Origin of the sequence: Ornithinimicrobium avium (genome assembly GCF_003351765.1) — a bacterium.
GTDB lineage: Bacteria > Actinomycetota > Actinomycetes > Actinomycetales > Dermatophilaceae > Ornithinicoccus > Ornithinicoccus avius.
The window spans coordinates 980,080-998,333 of the sequence record NZ_CP031229.1 but is presented as its reverse complement, the minus strand read 5'-3'; the positions used below and the strand labels follow the sequence as shown (position 1 = coordinate 998,333).

Annotated in this window: 8 protein-coding genes; 4 read left to right on the top strand and 4 right to left on the bottom strand. The window is 69.6% G+C overall.

Features of this window, described 5'->3' with window-relative positions:
- Positions 1 to 102: 102 nt before the first annotated feature.
- Positions 103 to 1,140, top strand: a complete 1,038-nt coding sequence (locus DV701_RS04625) for a DNA cytosine methyltransferase (RefSeq protein ID WP_162802804.1) — start codon at positions 103 to 105, stop codon at positions 1,138 to 1,140.
- Positions 1,137 to 2,306 carry a DNA cytosine methyltransferase gene (locus DV701_RS04620; protein ID WP_114927275.1) on the top strand — a complete coding sequence of 390 codons (1,170 nt, stop codon included), beginning with the start codon at positions 1,137 to 1,139 and terminating at the stop codon, positions 2,304 to 2,306. The genes DV701_RS04625 and DV701_RS04620 overlap by 4 nt, the downstream gene beginning before the upstream one ends.
- 1,394 nt (positions 2,307 to 3,700) lie before the next feature.
- Here DV701_RS04620 and DV701_RS04610 read toward each other — a convergent pair.
- Positions 3,701 to 5,449, bottom strand: a complete 1,749-nt coding sequence (locus DV701_RS04610; protein WP_162802803.1) for an ATP-binding protein — start codon at positions 5,447 to 5,449, stop codon at positions 3,701 to 3,703.
- A gap of 129 nt (positions 5,450 to 5,578) precedes the next feature.
- Here DV701_RS04610 and DV701_RS04605 point away from each other — a divergent pair, with 129 nt between their 5' ends.
- Positions 5,579 to 5,791, top strand: a complete 213-nt coding sequence (locus DV701_RS04605) for a restriction endonuclease (protein ID WP_114927272.1) — start codon at positions 5,579 to 5,581, stop codon at positions 5,789 to 5,791.
- Here DV701_RS04605 and DV701_RS18125 read toward each other — a convergent pair.
- Entirely contained in the window at positions 5,788 to 6,117 is a 330-nt protein-coding gene (locus DV701_RS18125; protein ID WP_162802802.1) for a hypothetical protein, read from the bottom strand. The two genes, DV701_RS04605 and DV701_RS18125, sit on opposite strands and share 4 nt — an antisense overlap.
- Here DV701_RS18125 and DV701_RS04600 point away from each other — a divergent pair.
- Positions 6,013 to 11,679, top strand: a complete 5,667-nt coding sequence (locus DV701_RS04600; RefSeq protein ID WP_407669361.1) for a sacsin N-terminal ATP-binding-like domain-containing protein — start codon at positions 6,013 to 6,015, stop codon at positions 11,677 to 11,679. The genes DV701_RS18125 and DV701_RS04600 overlap by 105 nt on opposite strands.
- 93 nt (positions 11,680 to 11,772) lie before the next feature.
- On the opposite strand, the gene DV701_RS04595 is transcribed toward DV701_RS04600, so the two are convergent.
- Both DV701_RS04595 and DV701_RS04590 read right to left on the bottom strand, forming a co-directional pair.
- On the bottom strand, positions 11,773 to 15,123 hold the full coding sequence (locus DV701_RS04595; protein WP_114927270.1) for a UvrD-helicase domain-containing protein: 3,351 nt from the start codon (positions 15,121 to 15,123) through the stop codon (positions 11,773 to 11,775).
- Positions 15,120 to 18,248, bottom strand: coding sequence for a PD-(D/E)XK nuclease family protein (locus DV701_RS04590; RefSeq protein WP_114927269.1), 3,129 nt, complete (start codon positions 18,246 to 18,248; stop codon positions 15,120 to 15,122). Before DV701_RS04590 ends, DV701_RS04595 begins: the two co-directional genes overlap by 4 nt.
- Between the last annotated feature and the right edge of the window lie 6 nt (positions 18,249 to 18,254).

Sequence of the window (18,254 nt, the reverse complement as noted above, 5' to 3'; positions counted from 1 at the left end):
GGCCTGGATCGACTCCGACCCGACGTCAACCTTGGGAGTCTCTTCAACGACTTGTGGCTGCGACGTAGAGCGAAGGTTGAGGTTGCCGGTACCCCAATTACGATGGTCGACCTCTTCAGTGGATGCGGCGGGCTTTCCGTCGGGGCTCATGAAGCAGCGCGGGCCACCGGGCATCGGGCAGTCCACGTCCTGGCCGCCGACAACAATGAGGACGCCCTTGCGGTGTTCGGCGAAAACTTCCCCGAGGCGGAACTGCACTCGGACGGCATCGAAGCGCTGATCGATGGTGATCTCGGCGAGGTGCCGACCACGAACGAACGACGGCTCGCCGAGCGCCTCGCGGGCCTCGACCTCGTGATAGGTGGGCCGCCCTGCCAAGGCCACAGCGATCTCAACAACCACACGCGACGGGCTGACCCACGCAACTCGCTATACCTGCGCATGGCCCGTTTCGCTGAGGTGGTGCACCCGCAACACATCCTGATTGAGAACGTGCCCGGAGTGGCGCACGACAAGATCGGTGTCGTCCAACGGACGATGGAATCCCTGCGGGCCAAGGGGTACTACGTGGAGACCGCCGTGCTCAACGCCACCGACTTCGGCGCCGCGCAGGCCCGTCGGCGCCACCTGCTCCTGGCGACGCTCTCGCCCATGGGGGCACCAAGCGTCGCAACGCTCCGACGCGACCTCGGAAGTCCTGCCCGGTCCGTTATGGACGCGATCGGTGACCTAGCGGTCCACGAGGACGGTGGCACGTTCGACACGCCCGCCCGTCATTCTCCGGTTAACCGCCAACGCATCAATTACCTATTTGACCACGGCCTGTGGGACCTTCCGAACGAGCAACGTCCAGACTGCCACCGTCTCAAGCCGCATAGCTACGTGGCCGTTTATGGGCGGATGCACGGCGACCGCCCGTCGCCCACGATCACCTCGGGCTTCGGCAGCACCGGCCAGGGGCGGTTCGTTCACCCGACGGAGCGACGGACTCTCACCCCTCACGAGGCGGCCAGGCTCCAAGGCTTCCCCGACTGGTTCACCTTCAGGTCCGTCGAGAAGCGCGGCGCTCTGCAACAGATGATCGGCAACGCAGTCCCCTCCCGCCTTGCCTACGCAGCAGTCGCGAGTCTCCTGCGATGACTGGGACATCAATGACCGTTGCTGGCCTTTTCGCCGGGATCGGAGGCATCGAGGAGGGGCTTCATCGAGCGGGTCACCGGACTATATTCCTCAACGAGATCGACGAACGCGCCCGGGCCGTGCTGGCCTGGCACTTCTCCGAGGCGGAACTCACCCAGGACATCCGATCCGTCCGGTCGCTTCCGGACGTGGACATCCTGACCGCCGGATTTCCCTGCACCGACATCAGCCAGGCCGGCAGGAAAGTTGGCATCACCGGGGAGGCGTCAGGGCTCGTAGACGAAGTGTTCCGCCTGCTCCGGGTATCTTCCCCAAACTGGCTCGTCCTAGAGAACGTCAGCTACCTGCTCCGCCTCGGTGCCGGTGATGGGATGCGCTACTTGGTGGATTCTCTGGAGGACTTGGGCTTCCGATGGGCCTACCGCGTGGTGGATGCCAGGTCGTTCGGGCTGCCGCAGCGGCGTCAGCGGGTACTCTTCGTCGCGTCCCGGACCGAGGACCCCCGCCGTGTCCTCTTCGCCGACGAGTCGGGCGAGGCGGATTTTGAGGACCCGATCGGCGAGGTCGAGCCTGATCGCGGATACGGCTTCTACTGGACCGAGGGGCTGCGAGGGTTGGGCTGGGTCCACGATGCCGTGCCCACGATCAAGGGGGGCTCAACGATCGGGATCCCGTCGCCGCCCGCGATTTGGTTCCCAAACACCGGCGAGGTCGGCACGCCCCATATCGAGGATGGAGAACGCCTCCAGGGTTTCCCTGTCGATTGGACTGACATCGACTCATCCACCGAAAGACGTCTGGGGTACCGGTGGAAACAAGTCGGGAACGCTGTCAGCGTGCCGATGAGCGAGTGGCTCGGCAACCGTCTAGCCGAGCCCGGCCAGCTTGTCGAGGGCGATTGGAACGCTAGCATTAGCGGAAAGCGCTGGCCGTTGGCAGGCTACGGTGGGAAGGGAATCCGGCGGAAAGCACCCGTTGGAATGAGGCCGCTCTCCCAGCCTTTCGCATTAAGAAAGTTTCTCGACCTGCCGCTCAAGCCGCTGTCTCTGAGGGCAACCAACGGCTTCCTCAGTCGCGCCGAGCGCAGCAAGTTGCGCTTCGCCGACGGATTTCTTGAGGCGCTCCACGCCCACGCACGGTCTGTGGCCGAGAGCTCATTGCGCTAGCCCTAAGGCTCGGTTAACGCGGCCCATCAGGTCCGACTTGCGGCCGGGTACGACAGTGCTCCCTTCTATTCTGCTGTGGTCGCTGTACATCTCCGGTGTCTGGGCCGTGCTTGCGAGCACGACTCGGTCGACCGCGAGTCGCGGCGCGCCGTCACTGGGCGGCGACACACGCAGTCCCCAGACGTACTTGCTCGAGGCCTCCGCCACGTCGTCGGCCCGCATGGTTAGCGCGGACCTACGCTTGGCATCGACCACGACCATCCGTTGCTCGTGGTCCGTCATTAGGAAGACGCCGACGTCTGGGACCAGGGTGCTTGTGAGCGACCGTATGCTGTGCCGAAGGCGTCCGCCCACATTAGACGGGTCTCCTGCCACCCGGAGCTGGGCGCAGGCGACGAGTTCCCCTCCGGGGATCTCCCACCGGGCGATCCATTCTGCTCCCGTCGCCGACGTCAGTAGTTCGTCTCGCCGAGTGTCCGTGCGGCGGTCGATCCCAAGCAAGATCTCCGACGCTACCCAAGCCTCATACAGGCGCCAGGTGTAGCAAAGAGGCGCGCTCGCTGGCTGTTCCTCCGCGCTGGCCGAAGCAGTCGCGGTGAGGGCCCGTAAGGTGTGCAGGAGGTTCCGCGCGGCTGTCGGCCAGCTGGATAGAGGTGGGTCTGGGCGGGGCACGCCTGCGGACGCCATGCGGGCGACGTTGACCAGCGGATGGAGAATGGCCTGGCGTGCCGCCGTGTCACCTAGCCACTCGGCTCCCGCGAGCAAACGGACGACATCGGAGGCCGCCCGGTACAGCGCCTGCGCGCGCCAAGGTGGTTGCGCTCCAACGCGGCGAGCACTGACCATGGGCAACTTGCCCCTCGGGGTGTCGATGCCCTGGTGCCTGGCGGCGTGGAGGGCCGTGTGGCGTGGGTCCTCACGGCCGCCTGGAAGCTCCAGGTGCTGCCACCGAAGGTTTGTCGTGCGTTCCGTGGGCCAAGAGCCGAGTAGCTGGCGGGCCTTTCGGTGTGCCAAATCGAGGTGGTCGAGGAGCAGTTGGTCATGGGCGTTAAGCGCGCCCGACGGAAGTCGGCCGCGGCCAGGTACGGAAGAGGGGAGCGGCAACCCAGCTCTGGCAACCTGATCCCACATGTCCCTGAGACTCGTCAAGGTTAGCGGAGCTGGGGGAGGAACATTCAACCAGGCAATCCTGACTGCCCCCTTGTCGAGGTGTACCAGTGGGACCGAGCCCGCGAGTACGTCCGCTACTTTATCGTCCGACGCTTCCGATGGCCCAACAACCACCTCCCGCGGCAACCTTGAGATTACGCGGAGCTCCGGCGGTATAATCAGTGGCTCGCCTGGGAGGTCGACCCACTGAGCGCGCCACCTGTCCTGAAAGCGGACCCGGAAGTTCATGTGAGAGCGGACCAGAAGTCCATTGAATCACCGAAGAGGGATCCCGCCGTCGCAGCCTGCAGCGCTGAGATTCTCCGGCGGAGTCCCCCGCCAACTCCGCCGGCGGCGGTCGGGCTGGTGAGCGACCCGTCGTCGGCCAGCCGGACAATCGCCCCGGCGAACAGGTGGGGCGGCAGCTGCGGCAGCACCACGTGAACGACCGCGTTCTCGGCGGCGACCCGCGCGACCTCGTCGTCCAGCCCACCGGTCAGGGTGACGAAGTAGGCCATGAAATTCGCTGCTCGCTCTACATCGCGCCGGCTCGGTACGTACGGTTGGTCGGCTCCAAGCACCTGTAGGAGGTCGCCGAAGTGACCAAGCATTTGGGTTAGCCCGGTGACATCCAGGGCGCGCCGTGCCGCAGCGGGGTCGCCGAGGAACCTCGGGCCGGCCGACAAGACCCGGGATCCCTCTGCGGCGGCGCCGTCCGCCGCCGTCGCGTCGGCACCGGCGATCCGGTTGGCCTCCGCGATTGGGTCCCAGGTGAGGTCGGGTTCAAGGAGGACGACCGAAGCTCGAGCGGTCACCTTTCGCGCCGGCGCGATGCTGTTCGCGTCCACGTTTATAGTCGCGAAGAAGCGGGGCCACGGCCCGAGTGCCGTAACTGGTGGCACGTCGAGGAGCTCGTCGGAGTCGGCGGCCCCGGCCCGCTGGGCGTGCAGTTCCCAGAAAACCAGCGGGACGCTGACGGAGCTTAGCCCGTGAGTTACCGGGGCTAGGTAGCCCTCGATCGGTGACAGGTTGGCTTCCTCGACGATGAGAACGGGCGCGGCCACGTGCGCGAGGTTGGCTTCGCCAGCTAGTCCCGCCACTGCGGTCTCGTGGAGCGCCACGAGCTTGGGGGTGTTGGGCGTCTGGGCAAACCGCCCCGTCAGGCTGGAGTAATAGCCAAAGGCGTCCTCGGGTCCCGACCAACCGGACCTCGCCTCCAGGACCGCAGTCGCCTCGTCGCGGCCCAGGTAGGAGGCCAGGAGGCGCGCGATGGTGCTCTTACCGGTACCGCTCGGGCCCGCGAAGAGTACGAACTGGCTTGACAGGGCGCACGCCAGTACGTCGGCGGCCGTGGCCACGTCAATCGTGACGCCATTCCCGGCGGCGAAAGCTACCAGCCCCTCAGGTAGGTTCTGGAGGTCGGCAAGATCAGTCGGCGTCGCGCTGGCCCGTCCGGTCAGTTCCTCCTCGTCAACCTGGCCCCCATCCACGGGCTCCATAGCGGTGGCGTCGGCTGGGAGGTCAGTTACTGTTTGGATCGCCTCGGGGCGGAGCAAGGGGAAGTGAGGCAGGATCTGATCGACGAGTGGGTCGTCGGCACGATGGATCACCGTTGTGACTCGCCAGACCTGCGCCACCCGTTCGGCCACCGCGACCGTGCGCACCTTGGGGAAGCGGCTGATCCGCTTTCGCGCGGCCTTAACGAACCGGGCGACCGTGTAAGGCGCGGAGATGAACACCAAGTACAGGTCGATGTCTTTATCCATGCTCTCGGTCAGGACATTGGCCGCGCGCCCGGAGTTGTTGGCTGTTTTGCAACGAGTGACCAAGTCTCTGCCAACGTCGAGGGCGAGTTCCTTCTTCAGCAGGTCGTCGACGGCTGTCCAGTTGTAGCCCGTCTTGCCCAGCGCAAGGATCTCTTCCGCCCGCTCACTGATCGCCGCTTCGAAGGGGGTCGGCTCGTCGTCGACGACCGGGGCCACATCACTCGTCATAGTGCGATGTTGCCATGGGCGAACACGCCGACCGAGCAGCGCCCCACCACCGGGGGCTTCGCCTTGCTCAAGGGGCGTGCACGTGAGAGGGCCGCCCGCGGCCGTCAAGAGGGGTGACATTCACATCTTGTGTCTACGTGCACTCCCGGCCTGCGATTCCGGGGTGTCACGTCGCACGCGACGAGTGCTTCGGGTGACGCCGGTGCGGACGGGGTCACCGGTCAGGACCCTCTGCGGACGGATTGCATCCTTGTGCAGGCGAAGAGGTATGCGGCGACTCTGTGGCGGCTGCTGCCATACCGGTGTCGAGCAGGGAGCGAACCACTCGCGTCGCCTCCCTAGCCACGAGCGGGGTCTAGAAGATTGCCCTGGCCCCGCCCGAGGTCCGGGGGCTCTACTAGATCGAGATGGGTGGCGAGAATAAGGATCTCGACCTCACGGCGCTCCTCGGTGCCGCGGGTGAGTATGGTCGGGAGCAGAAGATCGCCCCACTCGCTGAGCTGAGCTGACCGGGAGGCAGAGTGTCTGACCCAGACACCGAGCGTCCGAGCGCCCGCACGCTCATCGATGCCGAGACCGCTGCCCGCGCCGAGCACACGGGCCTGGAGTCGGTCCGGATCACCTCGTCCTTTGCCCGGGCGGAGCGGCTTCTTGGAGGCGAGTACCACGGGCGCTTCCTCATCGAGCTGCTCCAGAACGCCTCGGACGCCTGGCGGGGGGACCCCCGCTCGATCGACGGCAGCCGGTCACGGGCGGCGGTCATCCTGACCGAGGAGCCTGCGCTCGTCGTGGCCAACCAGGGCATCGACCTGCAGACCGACGTCGTCATCGGGTCCCTCGGGCACATCGGTGCGTCGACCAAGGCCGAGGGCGAGGCGATCGGGCACAAGGGGATCGGCTTCAAATCGGTGCTGGAGATCACCGCCCGCCCCGAGATCTACTCTGGCCTGCAGGACCCGAAGAAGCTGCTGGCGGTGCGCTTTGACCCGGGCCGCGCCCTCGAGCAGATCAAGAAGGTCAGTCCTGACTGGGACGCATACCTCGAGCGCACAGCCGCGCTGGACCGCGGCGACCCGCACTCGGCCATTCCGGCCCTGCGCTATCCCTTCTGGGTCGACGACGTCCCGCACCTGGTCGAGGAGCTGGCGGCGGAGGGCTTCGACACGGTGGTGCGGCTCCCGTTCGACGAGCAGCTGGCCGCCCGGCGCGGGAGGACCAAGGAGGACTGGCTCACCGCGGTCCGCACCGCCCTCGCTAACGTCAGCGACGAGATCCTGCTCCTGCTCGGCACCTTCTCCGAGGTGACGTTCCACGACCAGGCCGACGGTGGGGACGTCGTCTGCATAGCCCCGTCATGGAGCAGCAGGTCAAGGCCGCCCGCGGACGCAGAAGCATCCGACGTCCGCATCGAGCGCACCGGTCGGGGGCAGACGGTCTGGCGTCTCTACCGTCGCACGATCAGCGGGCACGGAGATCTCGCGGGTGAGATCGCAGTGGGCGTGCGGCTCGCCCCGGGTGGCGACCGCCTGGAGGTCGTCCCGGCGGTCGATGGCTCGACGTCCGCGCCCTTCCACCTGTTCTTCCCGACGAGGATCCCCTCCGGTATGCCGTTCTTGCTGCACGGCTACTTCCAGGTGGACGCGTCGCGCACAGGCTTCCACGGAGCCGCTGAGGGCAGCAACAGACGGATCCTCGACGAGCTCGCCGTACTCGTGCGGGACGTGGTGCTGGACTTGAGCGGGGATGGGACGATCGAATCGACCAGCGTGGTGAACCTGGTGGCCGAGTGCCCGACGCCCGAGGACGAGCTCGCGAGCGGGTTCAGGGACAGGGTCCTCAGCCTGCTCGACGACGAGAGCTGGGTTCCGGTGGAGCAGGCTGAGTCGGCGCCAAGCCACGCGATGCCACGGGACGTGCTCGCCGGTCATCCCCGGTTCACCAGGCTGGTCGCGTCGACGTTCCCTGCGGACTATGTCCATGCCCGGACCGGGCTCTCCCTCATGCACCAGGGTCTCAACGAGCACGCCATCGACCTTGTCGCTGCTCGTCAGATGGAGGCTCCCGGCATGTGGAATCTGCTGGCCGAGCTGTCCCGGCCGGGGGACCTGGAGGTATGGGGTGAGGAATCGGCGGACGAGGGGTTCCGGGGGTTCCTCCGCCTGGTGAATTGGTTGACGGGCGAGTTCCCCACACAGACCGAGAGGTTCCTGGGTCAGCTGCGCGGGAGCCCTTCGAGCCGCCTCGTCCCCGTGGTGTCGGCGTCCGGTGGACGGGTGCTGCTGCCCGTACCCGATCCCACTGTCGGTCTGACAGGTCGTCGGAGCCAGCTCGTGATGGCCCGCATTAGGTCTCGCGGCGAAAGGGCACTGGTGCCTCCCGTTGAGCTGCAGGTGTCATTCCTCGCCGACGGACTGCTGTCATCGGATGAGATCAACCGCGCCCGGCCGCTGGGCATCCGCCCGTTTACTGTCGACAACGTCCTGGATCGACTGGGCGGGCTGGAGGTCTCCGACGAGCGCGCCGAGCACGTCCTCACCTTCGTGTGGCAGTTCCTCGCCCGTGAGCGGACGAACCAGTACGGCACCAGGAGGCTCGTCGAGCGTGCGGCCGCGTTCAGCCCGCAGGAGTGGTTCTGGTGTCGGCCGGGGCGGGCCAGGGAGAGTGACACGCGCAGACAGGAGCAGCAGCGGGAGAGATACCTCGCCGACGTCATGCTGCCCAACCGCGACGGCGCCTGGCGACCGGCAGGATCCCTGTGCTTCGGGGAAGACTGGTCGACGTGGCTGGAGTCCCTCGACGAAGACGTGGACGACACCGACAGGCGGCGGGGTGCGGCATACCGTGCCCTCGAGCGGGTCTGTCCTGCCCCTGGGAAGCACCTCCTGGCTCACCCCGACGTGGTCCTGCCCATGCTGGCGGAGATCGACCTGACTCTGGCCGGCACCGCGACCCCGGACGAGGAGCCTGAGCAGGACGACGAATATGATCCGGACGAGGCGGACTGGGACCGGGAGCGGCACGCCTTCCTGCTACGACTGGGCGTCTGGGAGGTCCTGCCCGTGGAGGCCTTCGAGAGCCGAGACCGGCGCGACGGGAGAGAGAAGTTCGTCTGGAGTGGGCCCGTCGCGGATCGCCAGCAACAGGAGTGCACGACGCCAGACGGGTGGACCTTCGGTCTGGGCGGCTGGAGCGGGGAGCAGCACCACAACGTCTATCTGGGGGAGGACTTCCGATTCCAGTGGTCGCTGGCGGAAGCCGCCCGACGCGACGCGAGTGCCGTCACCGAGCTCATCGACGCCGGGCGAGACCTGTATGCACGCTGCTTGCAGTCCAGCTTCTTCTGCCCCGCCTGCAACGACTCCGGGACCGGGCACACGGTGGCACGGCACAGCAACGTCAGTGACGGCTACCCGAGCTGGGTGGCGCTTCAGTTGAGGTCGGAGCCATGGATCCCCGTCCATGTGGCTGGGGAGAGCCTGCCCACGCCGGTCGAACCCGGTCGGGCCTGGTGGCTGGAGCGGGTGCCGAGCGAGGTCGGGTTGATGACGAGCCCATGGCGGTTCGTCCCAGTGTGCGGACCCAACACCGGAGTGAGTGAGACCGTCCGAAATCTGGGACGGGTCAACACCGCCGACGACGCCGACCTCCAGGCGGTGAGCTGGCTGCTGAGGCACGTGCGGGACAGGTTCGAGGCCGACGAGATCGACCTGGGCCGGACCACGGACCGGCAGGCGTTCGTCAGCCTGCATACAGCCATGTACGACCGCCTCGCCAGCGCGCCCGAGGGCGCGGGGAGAGCAGTGCTGGAGGACGTCGGAGTCCTGAGCACCCTGGGGAGCGCGCTGACGTACGCGCCCGTGGACGACACCCGGCACGACGACGGCCGGTTCTCGGCTTACGTCCGTCACTTCGCCGACCGCATACCGCTGGCCGTCATCCGCCGCGACCGTCAGCGTGCCGCCGAGAAGTTGGGCATCGCCCGCTTCGAGGTAGACCTTCGGCGACGCGGTGACGACGATGGCCGGGACGTGACCGGAGACCTAGTCGAGGGGCTTCATGCGCGGGCCCCGGAGCTGCTGGGGATCCTGGTCCACCACAGTCTTGGGGCCCAGCCGCTCACCCTCGACAGCGAGAACTTCCGGCAGCGTGCCCAGCGGCTCATGCACCTGCAGGTCCGCCAGGTACCGCGACTGGTGGTGGAGGCGACCGTGGACGGTGTGGAGACCGTGCTGCTCGGGGACGACACGTCCGGCGACCTCTTCCTTGAGGGAGGGACGACTGCGCGGCCGGTCCTCTACCACGACTTCACCGACGACGCGTGGCGCGAGCGGGTCCGCCGGCATCTGTGGCTCCATCTGGCCACGCTCCTGGAGGCGCCGGCCTACGCGCACACCTTCGCCCTCTTCCTGCAGTACGACACAGATGCCGAACGGGAGGTGTTCCTGCTCGAGCTGGGAATCTCGCAGGAGGACGTCGATGCAGTGAGGGCACAACTGGGGCTGGTGAGCGAGACCGAGCAGGCCAACCGCCGACGCTGGTTCACCGCCCTGCTTCGCGTGCTGACGTCGGAGGCTGGGGAGGCAGGCGTGGAGGGTGATCAAGTCCGCGACGCGCTCCTGCGCGCCGGCCTGCCGCGCCAGCTGGTGACGCAGCTCTTGAGTTCCGGAGGCGGTGGCGACGTCCGACGCGACACCAGCAGGGGCTCTCCCCTCCGGTTGCTGGACGACTATGGCGTCGATCTGCGCGAGTTGGACGCCCAGCTGCGCAAGTTGGGCCATGAAGAAGGTCTACACATCACCGACGCACGCCGCAGGCTGCAGAAGTGGACGCGGGCCCATGGACGTCGTCTGGTGGCGGTGCTGGTCCGGGCAGGCCAGCTGTCGCCTGGGCAGGCCATAGAGAAGGTCAGGCAGGTGAGTCCGCCCGCGTCCCTTGGGTTCGCGGTCGACCCTCCCCTCGGCGAGGTGCTCGCCGAGATCGGGAGTCTTCTTGCCCCGGGCCCGCCGGCCACGGTGGCAGGCCAGCTTGCGGACGACCCGCCCGACACCTTGGCAGAGCTGGGTGGGTATGCGTCGGTGGACGACCTGGATGCCGACGTCCGGAGGCTGTATGACGTCGACGAACAGCGGTACGTCCTGCGGTCACGCGCGGTGCTATGGAATCGGGCGATCCGCAAGCTGGCGGTGCTGACCAGGATGACCCCCACCGAGACCCGGGCGGGGATCCGTGCGCTCGACGACGAGGTCGCAGAGCAGCTGAAGGTGGATCTGGACCGACCCAGCCAGCTGGTCGAGGCGGTCGAGCAGTTGCTCGCGGACACCGGGCTGGCCGAGCGGATCGTCGCAAGACTGGACGACGACCTCCTGGGAGCGGGGCCGGACGAAGACGAGCTGCACCGCTGGGCGGCCGAGGCAGGCATCGACGAGGCAAGGCTCGCAAGGTATGACCGCGCCCTGCGTCGGCCGCGGAACGCGAAGGCGGCGAGACTGCGTTCACGTGCCGACGAGCTGAAGAGAGCTGAGGTGCGCGCCGCTGTCCCGGCGCACCTCGTCGTACCCGCGCATCAGGTCCGAGCATCTGCCGGACGAAAGGGGCCCGAGGCGCCCGATCAGAGAGCGCCGGGCATCCGGGTGTCGAAGATCAAGGTGACTGCGGAGGCTGATCGGCGCAAGCGGGAACACGGCGACGAAGGCGAGCAGTGGGCGCTGGCCGACACCGTCGCGGCACTGCTCGCCCTGGATGACGAGGCCCGGGCTCTGGCGGTGGAGGACGTACGCGGGCTGCTGGAGCGCTTCGACGCCGCCGCCACGGAGGACCTGCTGGCTCACGCCGCCGCAGCATCAGCACCTCGTGAGGACGAGGAGGATGACGATCTGATCGAAGCCCTCGAAGGATTGCTGCACGTCTCACGGGTCAGCGACGGGTTCGGGTTCGACATGGTGGGCTGGGTGGCTCCAGCCCCGGACCAGGCGCCCTGCGCGACGGCGCTCGAGGTCAAGAGCACGTCGGGGGACAGGTTTCAGCTCTCCAGCAACGAGTGGCGCATCGCCCAAGCGCTGCGTGAGCAGGGGGCAGGGGAGCGCTACGCGGTTCTGGCTGTGCGCCGGAGGAAGGGCGGCGGTGTACCTGCAGGCATGGACCTACTCGTCGACCCTGTTCACCTCCACGAGGTCGGTTTGCTGACTCTGGACACGAGCAACTACGTGGCGAAGTACGCGACCGGTGGCTAACGCTGGTTTGCGAGCCATGTGTGCACAACGATCGACCGTACGCTGGCCAAAGGCCAACGACCTCGTGGCGCGACCGGCTATGGAGGGGCGGGTTCAGCGCAAGGCGCGCGATCGGGTCACGATCGTGTGTGTCCCGGCCCGGGTGCTCAGCACAGCGTCCACGCATGGGTGACCTACCGCCTCTCCCACGATCGCCGCATACGTCCGTAGCTGCGGCGCGTAGAACGCTGCGCGCGTCGCCCATGCCTCCTCCGAAACGTCGTCTGTCTTGAAGTCGACCACCACGAGCCGTCCGTCGTCTTCTCGGTAGAGAAGGTCGACGAACCCTTCCAGCACCGTGCCGTCCTCCTGCACCGTGGCGACGTAGGACTCCCGCCAGTGCTCACGCGTCGCTGCCCGCTGGACGATGTCGGATTGCAGGAACGAACGAGCCAGGTCCCTAACCGCCCCGGCGTGGTCGGTGACACCCTCGGCCCAGCACTGCGCCGCCACCGCATCCTCCAGACCAGCGCCCGTGGCCAGGTCGACGCTCTGCATGACGCCGTGCACCGCGCGGCCGATCGCTGAGCCGTAGCGGCCCTTGACCCACGCCGGCCACTCCACGTCTCTTGCACCCTTGGCCTTTGACCGGGCCAGCTGGTCCGCCTCATGGTGCGGCGTGTCCGCAGTGATTTCGACGTCGTCCGCCGGTCCGGCACCGACGACGGCTCCGCTGAGCTCGATCTCTGGGTCCGTCCCCTCCATGCCGGAGGCGCTCACCGCGCTGCGTCTGCGTGAGACGGTGACCGCCTCGTCCAGGCCCGCTCTCCAGTCCTCCCACGCCGACGGTGGCGATACCCGAACAGCCGGGCCTGCCGGGGTGACTGAGCTGATAGTCGTATTCGGGTCCAGAGCGACGGTCCCTTTGGCGGTGGCTGCGCCGGCGTCCGCCAGGAGGTGGGCCAGAGTCCCGCTTCCACCGTTCGCCGAACGGTGCATCGACACCACCAGGTGGTCCTTCGCCCGGGTCGTTGCGACGTAGAGCAGGCGCCGCTTCTCCAGGTCGCTCATCTGCTCGTCCACCGGCTGGGCGTCGGCGAAGTCACCGGTGGTCAGGTCCTTGCCGAGCGAGATCGCGAAGCCGTCGTCGGTCCACAGCAGCTGGACGCCCCGGCGGTGGTTGGGCTTGGAGGACAGGCCCGAGACCACGACCATGGGGAACTGCAGGCCCTTGGCCGCGTGCACGGTCATGATCCGCACCGAGTCGACGTCTGACTCGGGCAGCACCGCCTCGCCGGCGCGGGAGGTCTCGGACGCCTGCGCCTGCGCCCACGCCAGGTAGGCGCGCAGGCCGCCGTGCTCGGTCTCCGACCACGCCCGGGCCTGGTCCACGACATACCGCAGCCGCCGCCAGGTGTCCCGCGCGCGAGGTCCGTCCGCCGCCACCTCCTGCATGCGGCGGTCGACCACGAGCCGGGTGAGCACCTCGCTTGGGGTCAGCCAGCGCGCCTCGTCGTGAAGGCCCCGCAGGGATGCCGTCGCCCGCCCCACGGGGTGCTCGCTCAGGTGCTCGGGCACCGGCGCCAGCAGGTGGAACGTGCCACCGCCCCGCTTGAAGGTGAACAGGTCGTCGTCGCCGCAGCCGAACAGGCTGGAGCGCAGCGCCGTGACGAGGGAGAAGCCGTCGGAGGTGTCGGCGATGCTCCGCAGGGCCGCGAAGAGGTCGCGCACCTCCTGGGCCTGGTAGACGATCGAGCTCGACTCGGTGCGGTAGTCGACACCCGCCACGTCCAGCGCCTCCTCCAGGAAGGGCACCGACGTCCGGGCGGGCACGAGGATCGCGATGTCGTCCTCGCGTAACCGACGCCAGGTGCGACGGCGCCGGCCGTGCTCGTCCCGCTCGTCCGTCTCCGCCTCGGTGGTCCACCCCTCGTCGAGGGCCTGGCGGATCGCGGCCGCGACGTCGGCCGCCTCCCGGCGGCGCACCTCGTCGGCGGACGGCTTGTCGGTGTGCTCCTCCGCGCCCAGCACGGTGACGGCCGGTCCCACGCTCGGGCCCTCGCGGTGGGCCGCCAGCGGTTCGTAGGCCGGCTGCTGGTCGGCGTGCTCGGTGATCAGCTCGGCGAACACCGTGTTGACCCAGTCCAGCACCGGTGCGCCGCTGCGGAAGTTGGTCGTCAGCGACACCTGGCCGCCGAGCGTCTCCCGCGCCCGCAGGTACATCCCGATGTCCGCACGGCGGAAGCGGTAGATCGACTGCTTGGGGTCGCCGACGACGAAGAGCGATCCGGGCGGCACCTCCACGTCCCGCCAGTCGGGCTGCCCGGCCGCGGCGCCGCCGGCGATGCGGACCGCGATCTCGATCTGGATCGGGTCGGTGTCCTGGAACTCGTCCAGCAGCAGCCGGCGGTAGCGGCGCTGCAGAGCCTCCCGCACCTCGGCATGGTTGAGGAGCACGTTTCGGGCGAGGACGAGCAGGTCGTGGAACTCCAGCCGCCCCTCGCGGCGACGGTCGTGCGCGGCCCCGAGCACCCGCCGGCCGCACCAGTGCACGACGACGCGCAGGCACCGGTCCACGAGCTCGGCGAGCACCCGCCCGACCTCAAGCTGCCACGCCTTGCAGTCGGTCTTGAGCTGGTTGTGCCGTCCGGCCCAACCCTTGTTGGCGCCGTAGCGGAACCTGAGGTCCCCCACGGCGACCAGCGAGGCGACGACCTCGGCGGGATCGGTCGCGACCCGTGGGTGACGGTCGGCCCACTCGGCCAGCGCCGCGAGGTCGGGCAGGAGCTTGTCGGCCGGGTCCAGGCAGGTGTCCGCCTCCGCAGCCAGCTCCAGCGCCCGGTCCACGAGGTGCTCGACGTCGGGCAGGGCCGGTGGCTCAGGCGCTCCCGACCCGACCACGTGCGAGCGCACCAGGTCCCAGTCGGCGTTGAGCTTGGCCACGATCGCGCGCACCTGCCCGACCGTCACACCCGTCGCCAGCGCGAGCTCGAGGGTCCCGGCGAGAGCCTCGTCGTCGAGGAGCTGCCCGCGGATCTCTGCCCACCGTGCCTCGAAGGCCACCGACGAGCCGACCTCGTCGAGCACCTCGACCAGGGGCGGGATCCCGGCCTCGATCGGGTGCTCGGTCAGGATCCGTCGGGCGAAGGAGTGCAACGTGCCGATCGCGGCCAGGTCGAGGCCGTCCAGCGCCTCCTCGGCACGCCCCCGCTCCCGGGCGTCACCCTCCCGGACCGCCTGCTCGAACGAGGCCCGCAGCCGGTCGCGCAGCTCCGCCGCGGCCCGCTCGGTGAACGTGACCGCAGCCACTGCCTCGATCGGTATGCCGTCGCGCAGCACGAGCGTGGCCACCCGCTCGACGAGGGAGCGGGTCTTGCCCGACCCCGCCCCGGCCTCGACGAAGAGGGTCTCGTCGGTGCGCTCGCGGATCCGCTCGCGCGCCTCGTGGTCGGTGAGCCCCGTCATACCTCGTCCTCCTCCGCCGATGCTGGGTCCAGGGCGTCCGGCTCGACCAGCGCGGTGTAGTCCCGCAGCTCGGGCACCGAGCGCAGGAGCTCCCACCGCTCGCGGACCTCCGCATGACCCAGACCGTCGGGGTTGCAGGAGGAGCACTGCGTGTAGCCGTAGTCAGCCGTCTTCGGGGCCCGCTGGGGGAACCTCCCCGCTGCGATGCCGTCGACGAGCAGGGCGAGGGTCTCGGCATACCGCTCCATGACCGAGTCGGTGAGCGGCAGCTGCACCCGGCCGGTATCCCTGCCGACGAACCAGTAGAGCGCCTCGACGGCGGTGTGGTCCTGACCGTGGCCGGCCCTCGCGGCGAGGGCGTAGGCCGGAAGCTGGAGCTTGCTGCCCCCGAGCACCGGGTCCTCCTCGCTGATGCCCCTGAACGAGCGCTTCCTCCCGGTCTTGATATCGGCGACCAGCAGCGTGCCGTCGCGGCGACGGTCGACCATGTCGGCGGACCCGCGCAGCAGCACCTCGCGGCCGTCCGGCAGGGACACCGTCACCGGCGGCGTCCCGTGGACCCCGAACGCGAGCTCGCTGGCGACCACCGCGGCGTCGTGCTCGGCGCGCCAGGCGTCGTCGTCGGTGAGCATGCGGTCCAGGACGGTCCGGACCCACTGCCTGCGCCTGGCCCACAGCCGGGGGTGACCGGTGCGTCCTTCCGACTCGTAGCGGGCGCCGACCTCGTCGCCGAGCCGGAGGAGGCGTGCGCGCTGGGCGCTCGACCAGGGCCGTCCGTGGCTCGGCAGCTCGTCGCGCTCGCCCGCTTCACGGACCAGGCCGTCCATCGCCTCGTGGACGATCGAGCCGAGGTCGGCGGCGTTGATGGTGATGATCTCCTCGGGCGCCTCCACCGGTTCGACGTGCAGGAGCCGTCGCAGGAAGTAACCGTGCGGGCAGGTGGCGTAGCTCTCGAGCGCGGTGGGCGAGACGGCGGTGGCGCCGGCCGCATGGTCGGGCAGCCCGTCGACGCCTGCGAGGTGGCCGTCGAAGCGGCTGAAGCCGTCCCCGCGGCGGGACCGCAGCAGCTCCTGCGTCGCCGCGACGACCGGGTCCGCCGGCGCGGTGCCGGCCACGTGGGCGCGGACGCGCCACTCCTGCTCGGTGGCCGGGTGCATCGTCGTCCGCAGGCTGCCCGCGAACGACGGCGACCCACGGATCGCGCCGCCGGCGGGTGCGGATCCGCGCTCCCACTCCGTGGCCGGCAGGTGCGGGTCGCCGCTGAGCGCGCGCAGCGACGGCAGCAGCCAGCGCGAGGGGAGCCGGTGCGAGTGCCGGCGCAGGTCGCCGCGGGGGAAGTGGCCGGTCACGCGGGCGGCGGACTCGATCGCGGCCAGCAGCGCCCGGTGGGTGGCGTCGGCACGGCGGCGGGTGGTGGGCAGCGCCCAGCCGGTGGCCTCCCGCGCCCGCTCCGGCAGGAGCGAGTCCTCGTGCAGGGTCCCGGGACACAGGTCCTCCGCCAGCCCCAGCACGTGCACGACGTCGAGGTCGAGCCCGACCGCCTGACCCAGGGGGGCGACGAGGACGCCGCGTCCGAACGTGCCGACCCGGGGCAGCGCACCGTCCAGCTCGAGGCCGAGGATCTCCTCCACCGCGGTGCGCGAGGGCGTGGTCGGCGTGCCGTCGAGCGGGTGCAGCTGCGACAACGCCCTGTGGATGGTGAGCACCGCGTGCTGCTCCGCCGGCGGGAGGCGGCGGTGGGTGGCAGGAGGCAGGAGCGAGTCGAGCGTGCCGCGCAGCACTTCCGCGGCCTCGGTCCAGGTGGCGGCGTCGTCGAGGGCGTCGAGGCGCTCGCGCAGGGTGGCCATGAAGTGCCGCATGGCGGTGGTGGCGTCGCGGTGCCGGGTGAGCCGGTCGCGGGTGCTGTCGTAGAGCTCGTCAGCCAGACGGTGCTCGAGCGATCGCTGGTGGAAGGTCAGCCGCTCGTCCCAGTCGTCCCCGCCCACCACGCCCGCCTCCCGGGTGATGGGCTCCCACAGCGGGAGGGGCACCGGAGCGGCGGAGGCACCGGCCTGGTCGAAGGTGACGACCGGCAGCTCGCCGAGCGCCCGCAGCACGTCCGTCCGCCGGTAGCCGGTGCGGGCGGTCTGCAGCAGACCGAGCACCAGCCGCGCGGCCGCCCGCTCGGCGACCGGCCGCACGCCGGGGCCGTTGACCTCGATCCCTGCCGCGGCGAGGTGCTCGTGGAGCAGACGCGCGTAGGGGTCGCGGGCGGCATACAGGACCGCGACCCGGTGGGCCGGGGTGGTGCGCAGGGCACGGACCACCTCGCGGACGGCGCACCGGACCTCGTCGTCGGAGTCCGAGGCGTGGGCGACCCGGTGCACGGTCGGCGCGGTGCGGGAGGGCGGCGGGGGAGCGTCCGGCACGGCGGACCTGACCGCCTCGACGACGGCGGCGTCCGCCCGGCTGTCACCGCAGTGGCCGGCCACGACGTGGGTGCGGGTGAGCCGGGCGAGGGTGGCCGCCAGCCCTGCCGCGGCGCGCGTGAGCTCCTGGGGCAGGTAGATGACGACGCTGCCCAGCTCAGCCGCGCGCTCGGGGGTCAGGGTGGCGGAAGCCGTATGGAGCAGGTCGGTCTCGTCGTAGTGGCCGCGGGCGATGCGCTCGCGGGTCGCCCGGTGGACGCGGACCACGTCGGCGCACAGACCGCTGGTGCCCGCGACGGCGTGGCAGGCGGTCTCGTCGACGTCGCGCAGGTCGTGATGGGCGCGGGCGAGTGCCCGGGCCGTGGACGGATGGTCGGCGACCTCGCCGAAGATGCCCGGCTCACCCCGCAGCACGCCGCGGACGGTCGCGCCGACGAGGGCGCGCGTGGCCGGCCGACGCCCGTCGCTCGTGAGCCTCGGGGCGGCGAGCTGCTCGGCGAGGCGGGGGAGCGTGGTGATCCACAGGCCGGCGATGGCCGGGCGGCCCGGGTGGACGCCGTGAGCGAGGTGGCGGCGGGCGGCGATGCCGCAGATGTTGCTCGGGACGATGAGCGTGACGGGGTGGAGCGGGTCGTCCTGCTTGAGCTCGGCGACCACATCCCTGAGGGCGTCGAGCGCAGGGCGACCGTAGGTCGTCCAGATCACGCGTGCCGTCACTGGCCC

What these genes read in the sequence shown, in the direction of transcription:
- DV701_RS04595 (WP_114927270.1), bottom strand. Translation starts at nt 15,123, where the DNA reads ATGACGGGGCTCACCGACCACGAGGCGCGCGAGCGGATCCGCGAGCGC.
- DV701_RS04620 (WP_114927275.1), top strand. Translation starts at nt 1,137, where the DNA reads ATGACTGGGACATCAATGACCGTTGCTGGCCTTTTCGCCGGGATCGGA.
- DV701_RS04610 (WP_162802803.1), bottom strand. Translation starts at nt 5,449, where the DNA reads ATGACGAGTGATGTGGCCCCGGTCGTCGACGACGAGCCGACCCCCTTC.
- DV701_RS04625 (WP_162802804.1), top strand. Translation starts at nt 103, where the DNA reads ATGGTCGACCTCTTCAGTGGATGCGGCGGGCTTTCCGTCGGGGCTCAT.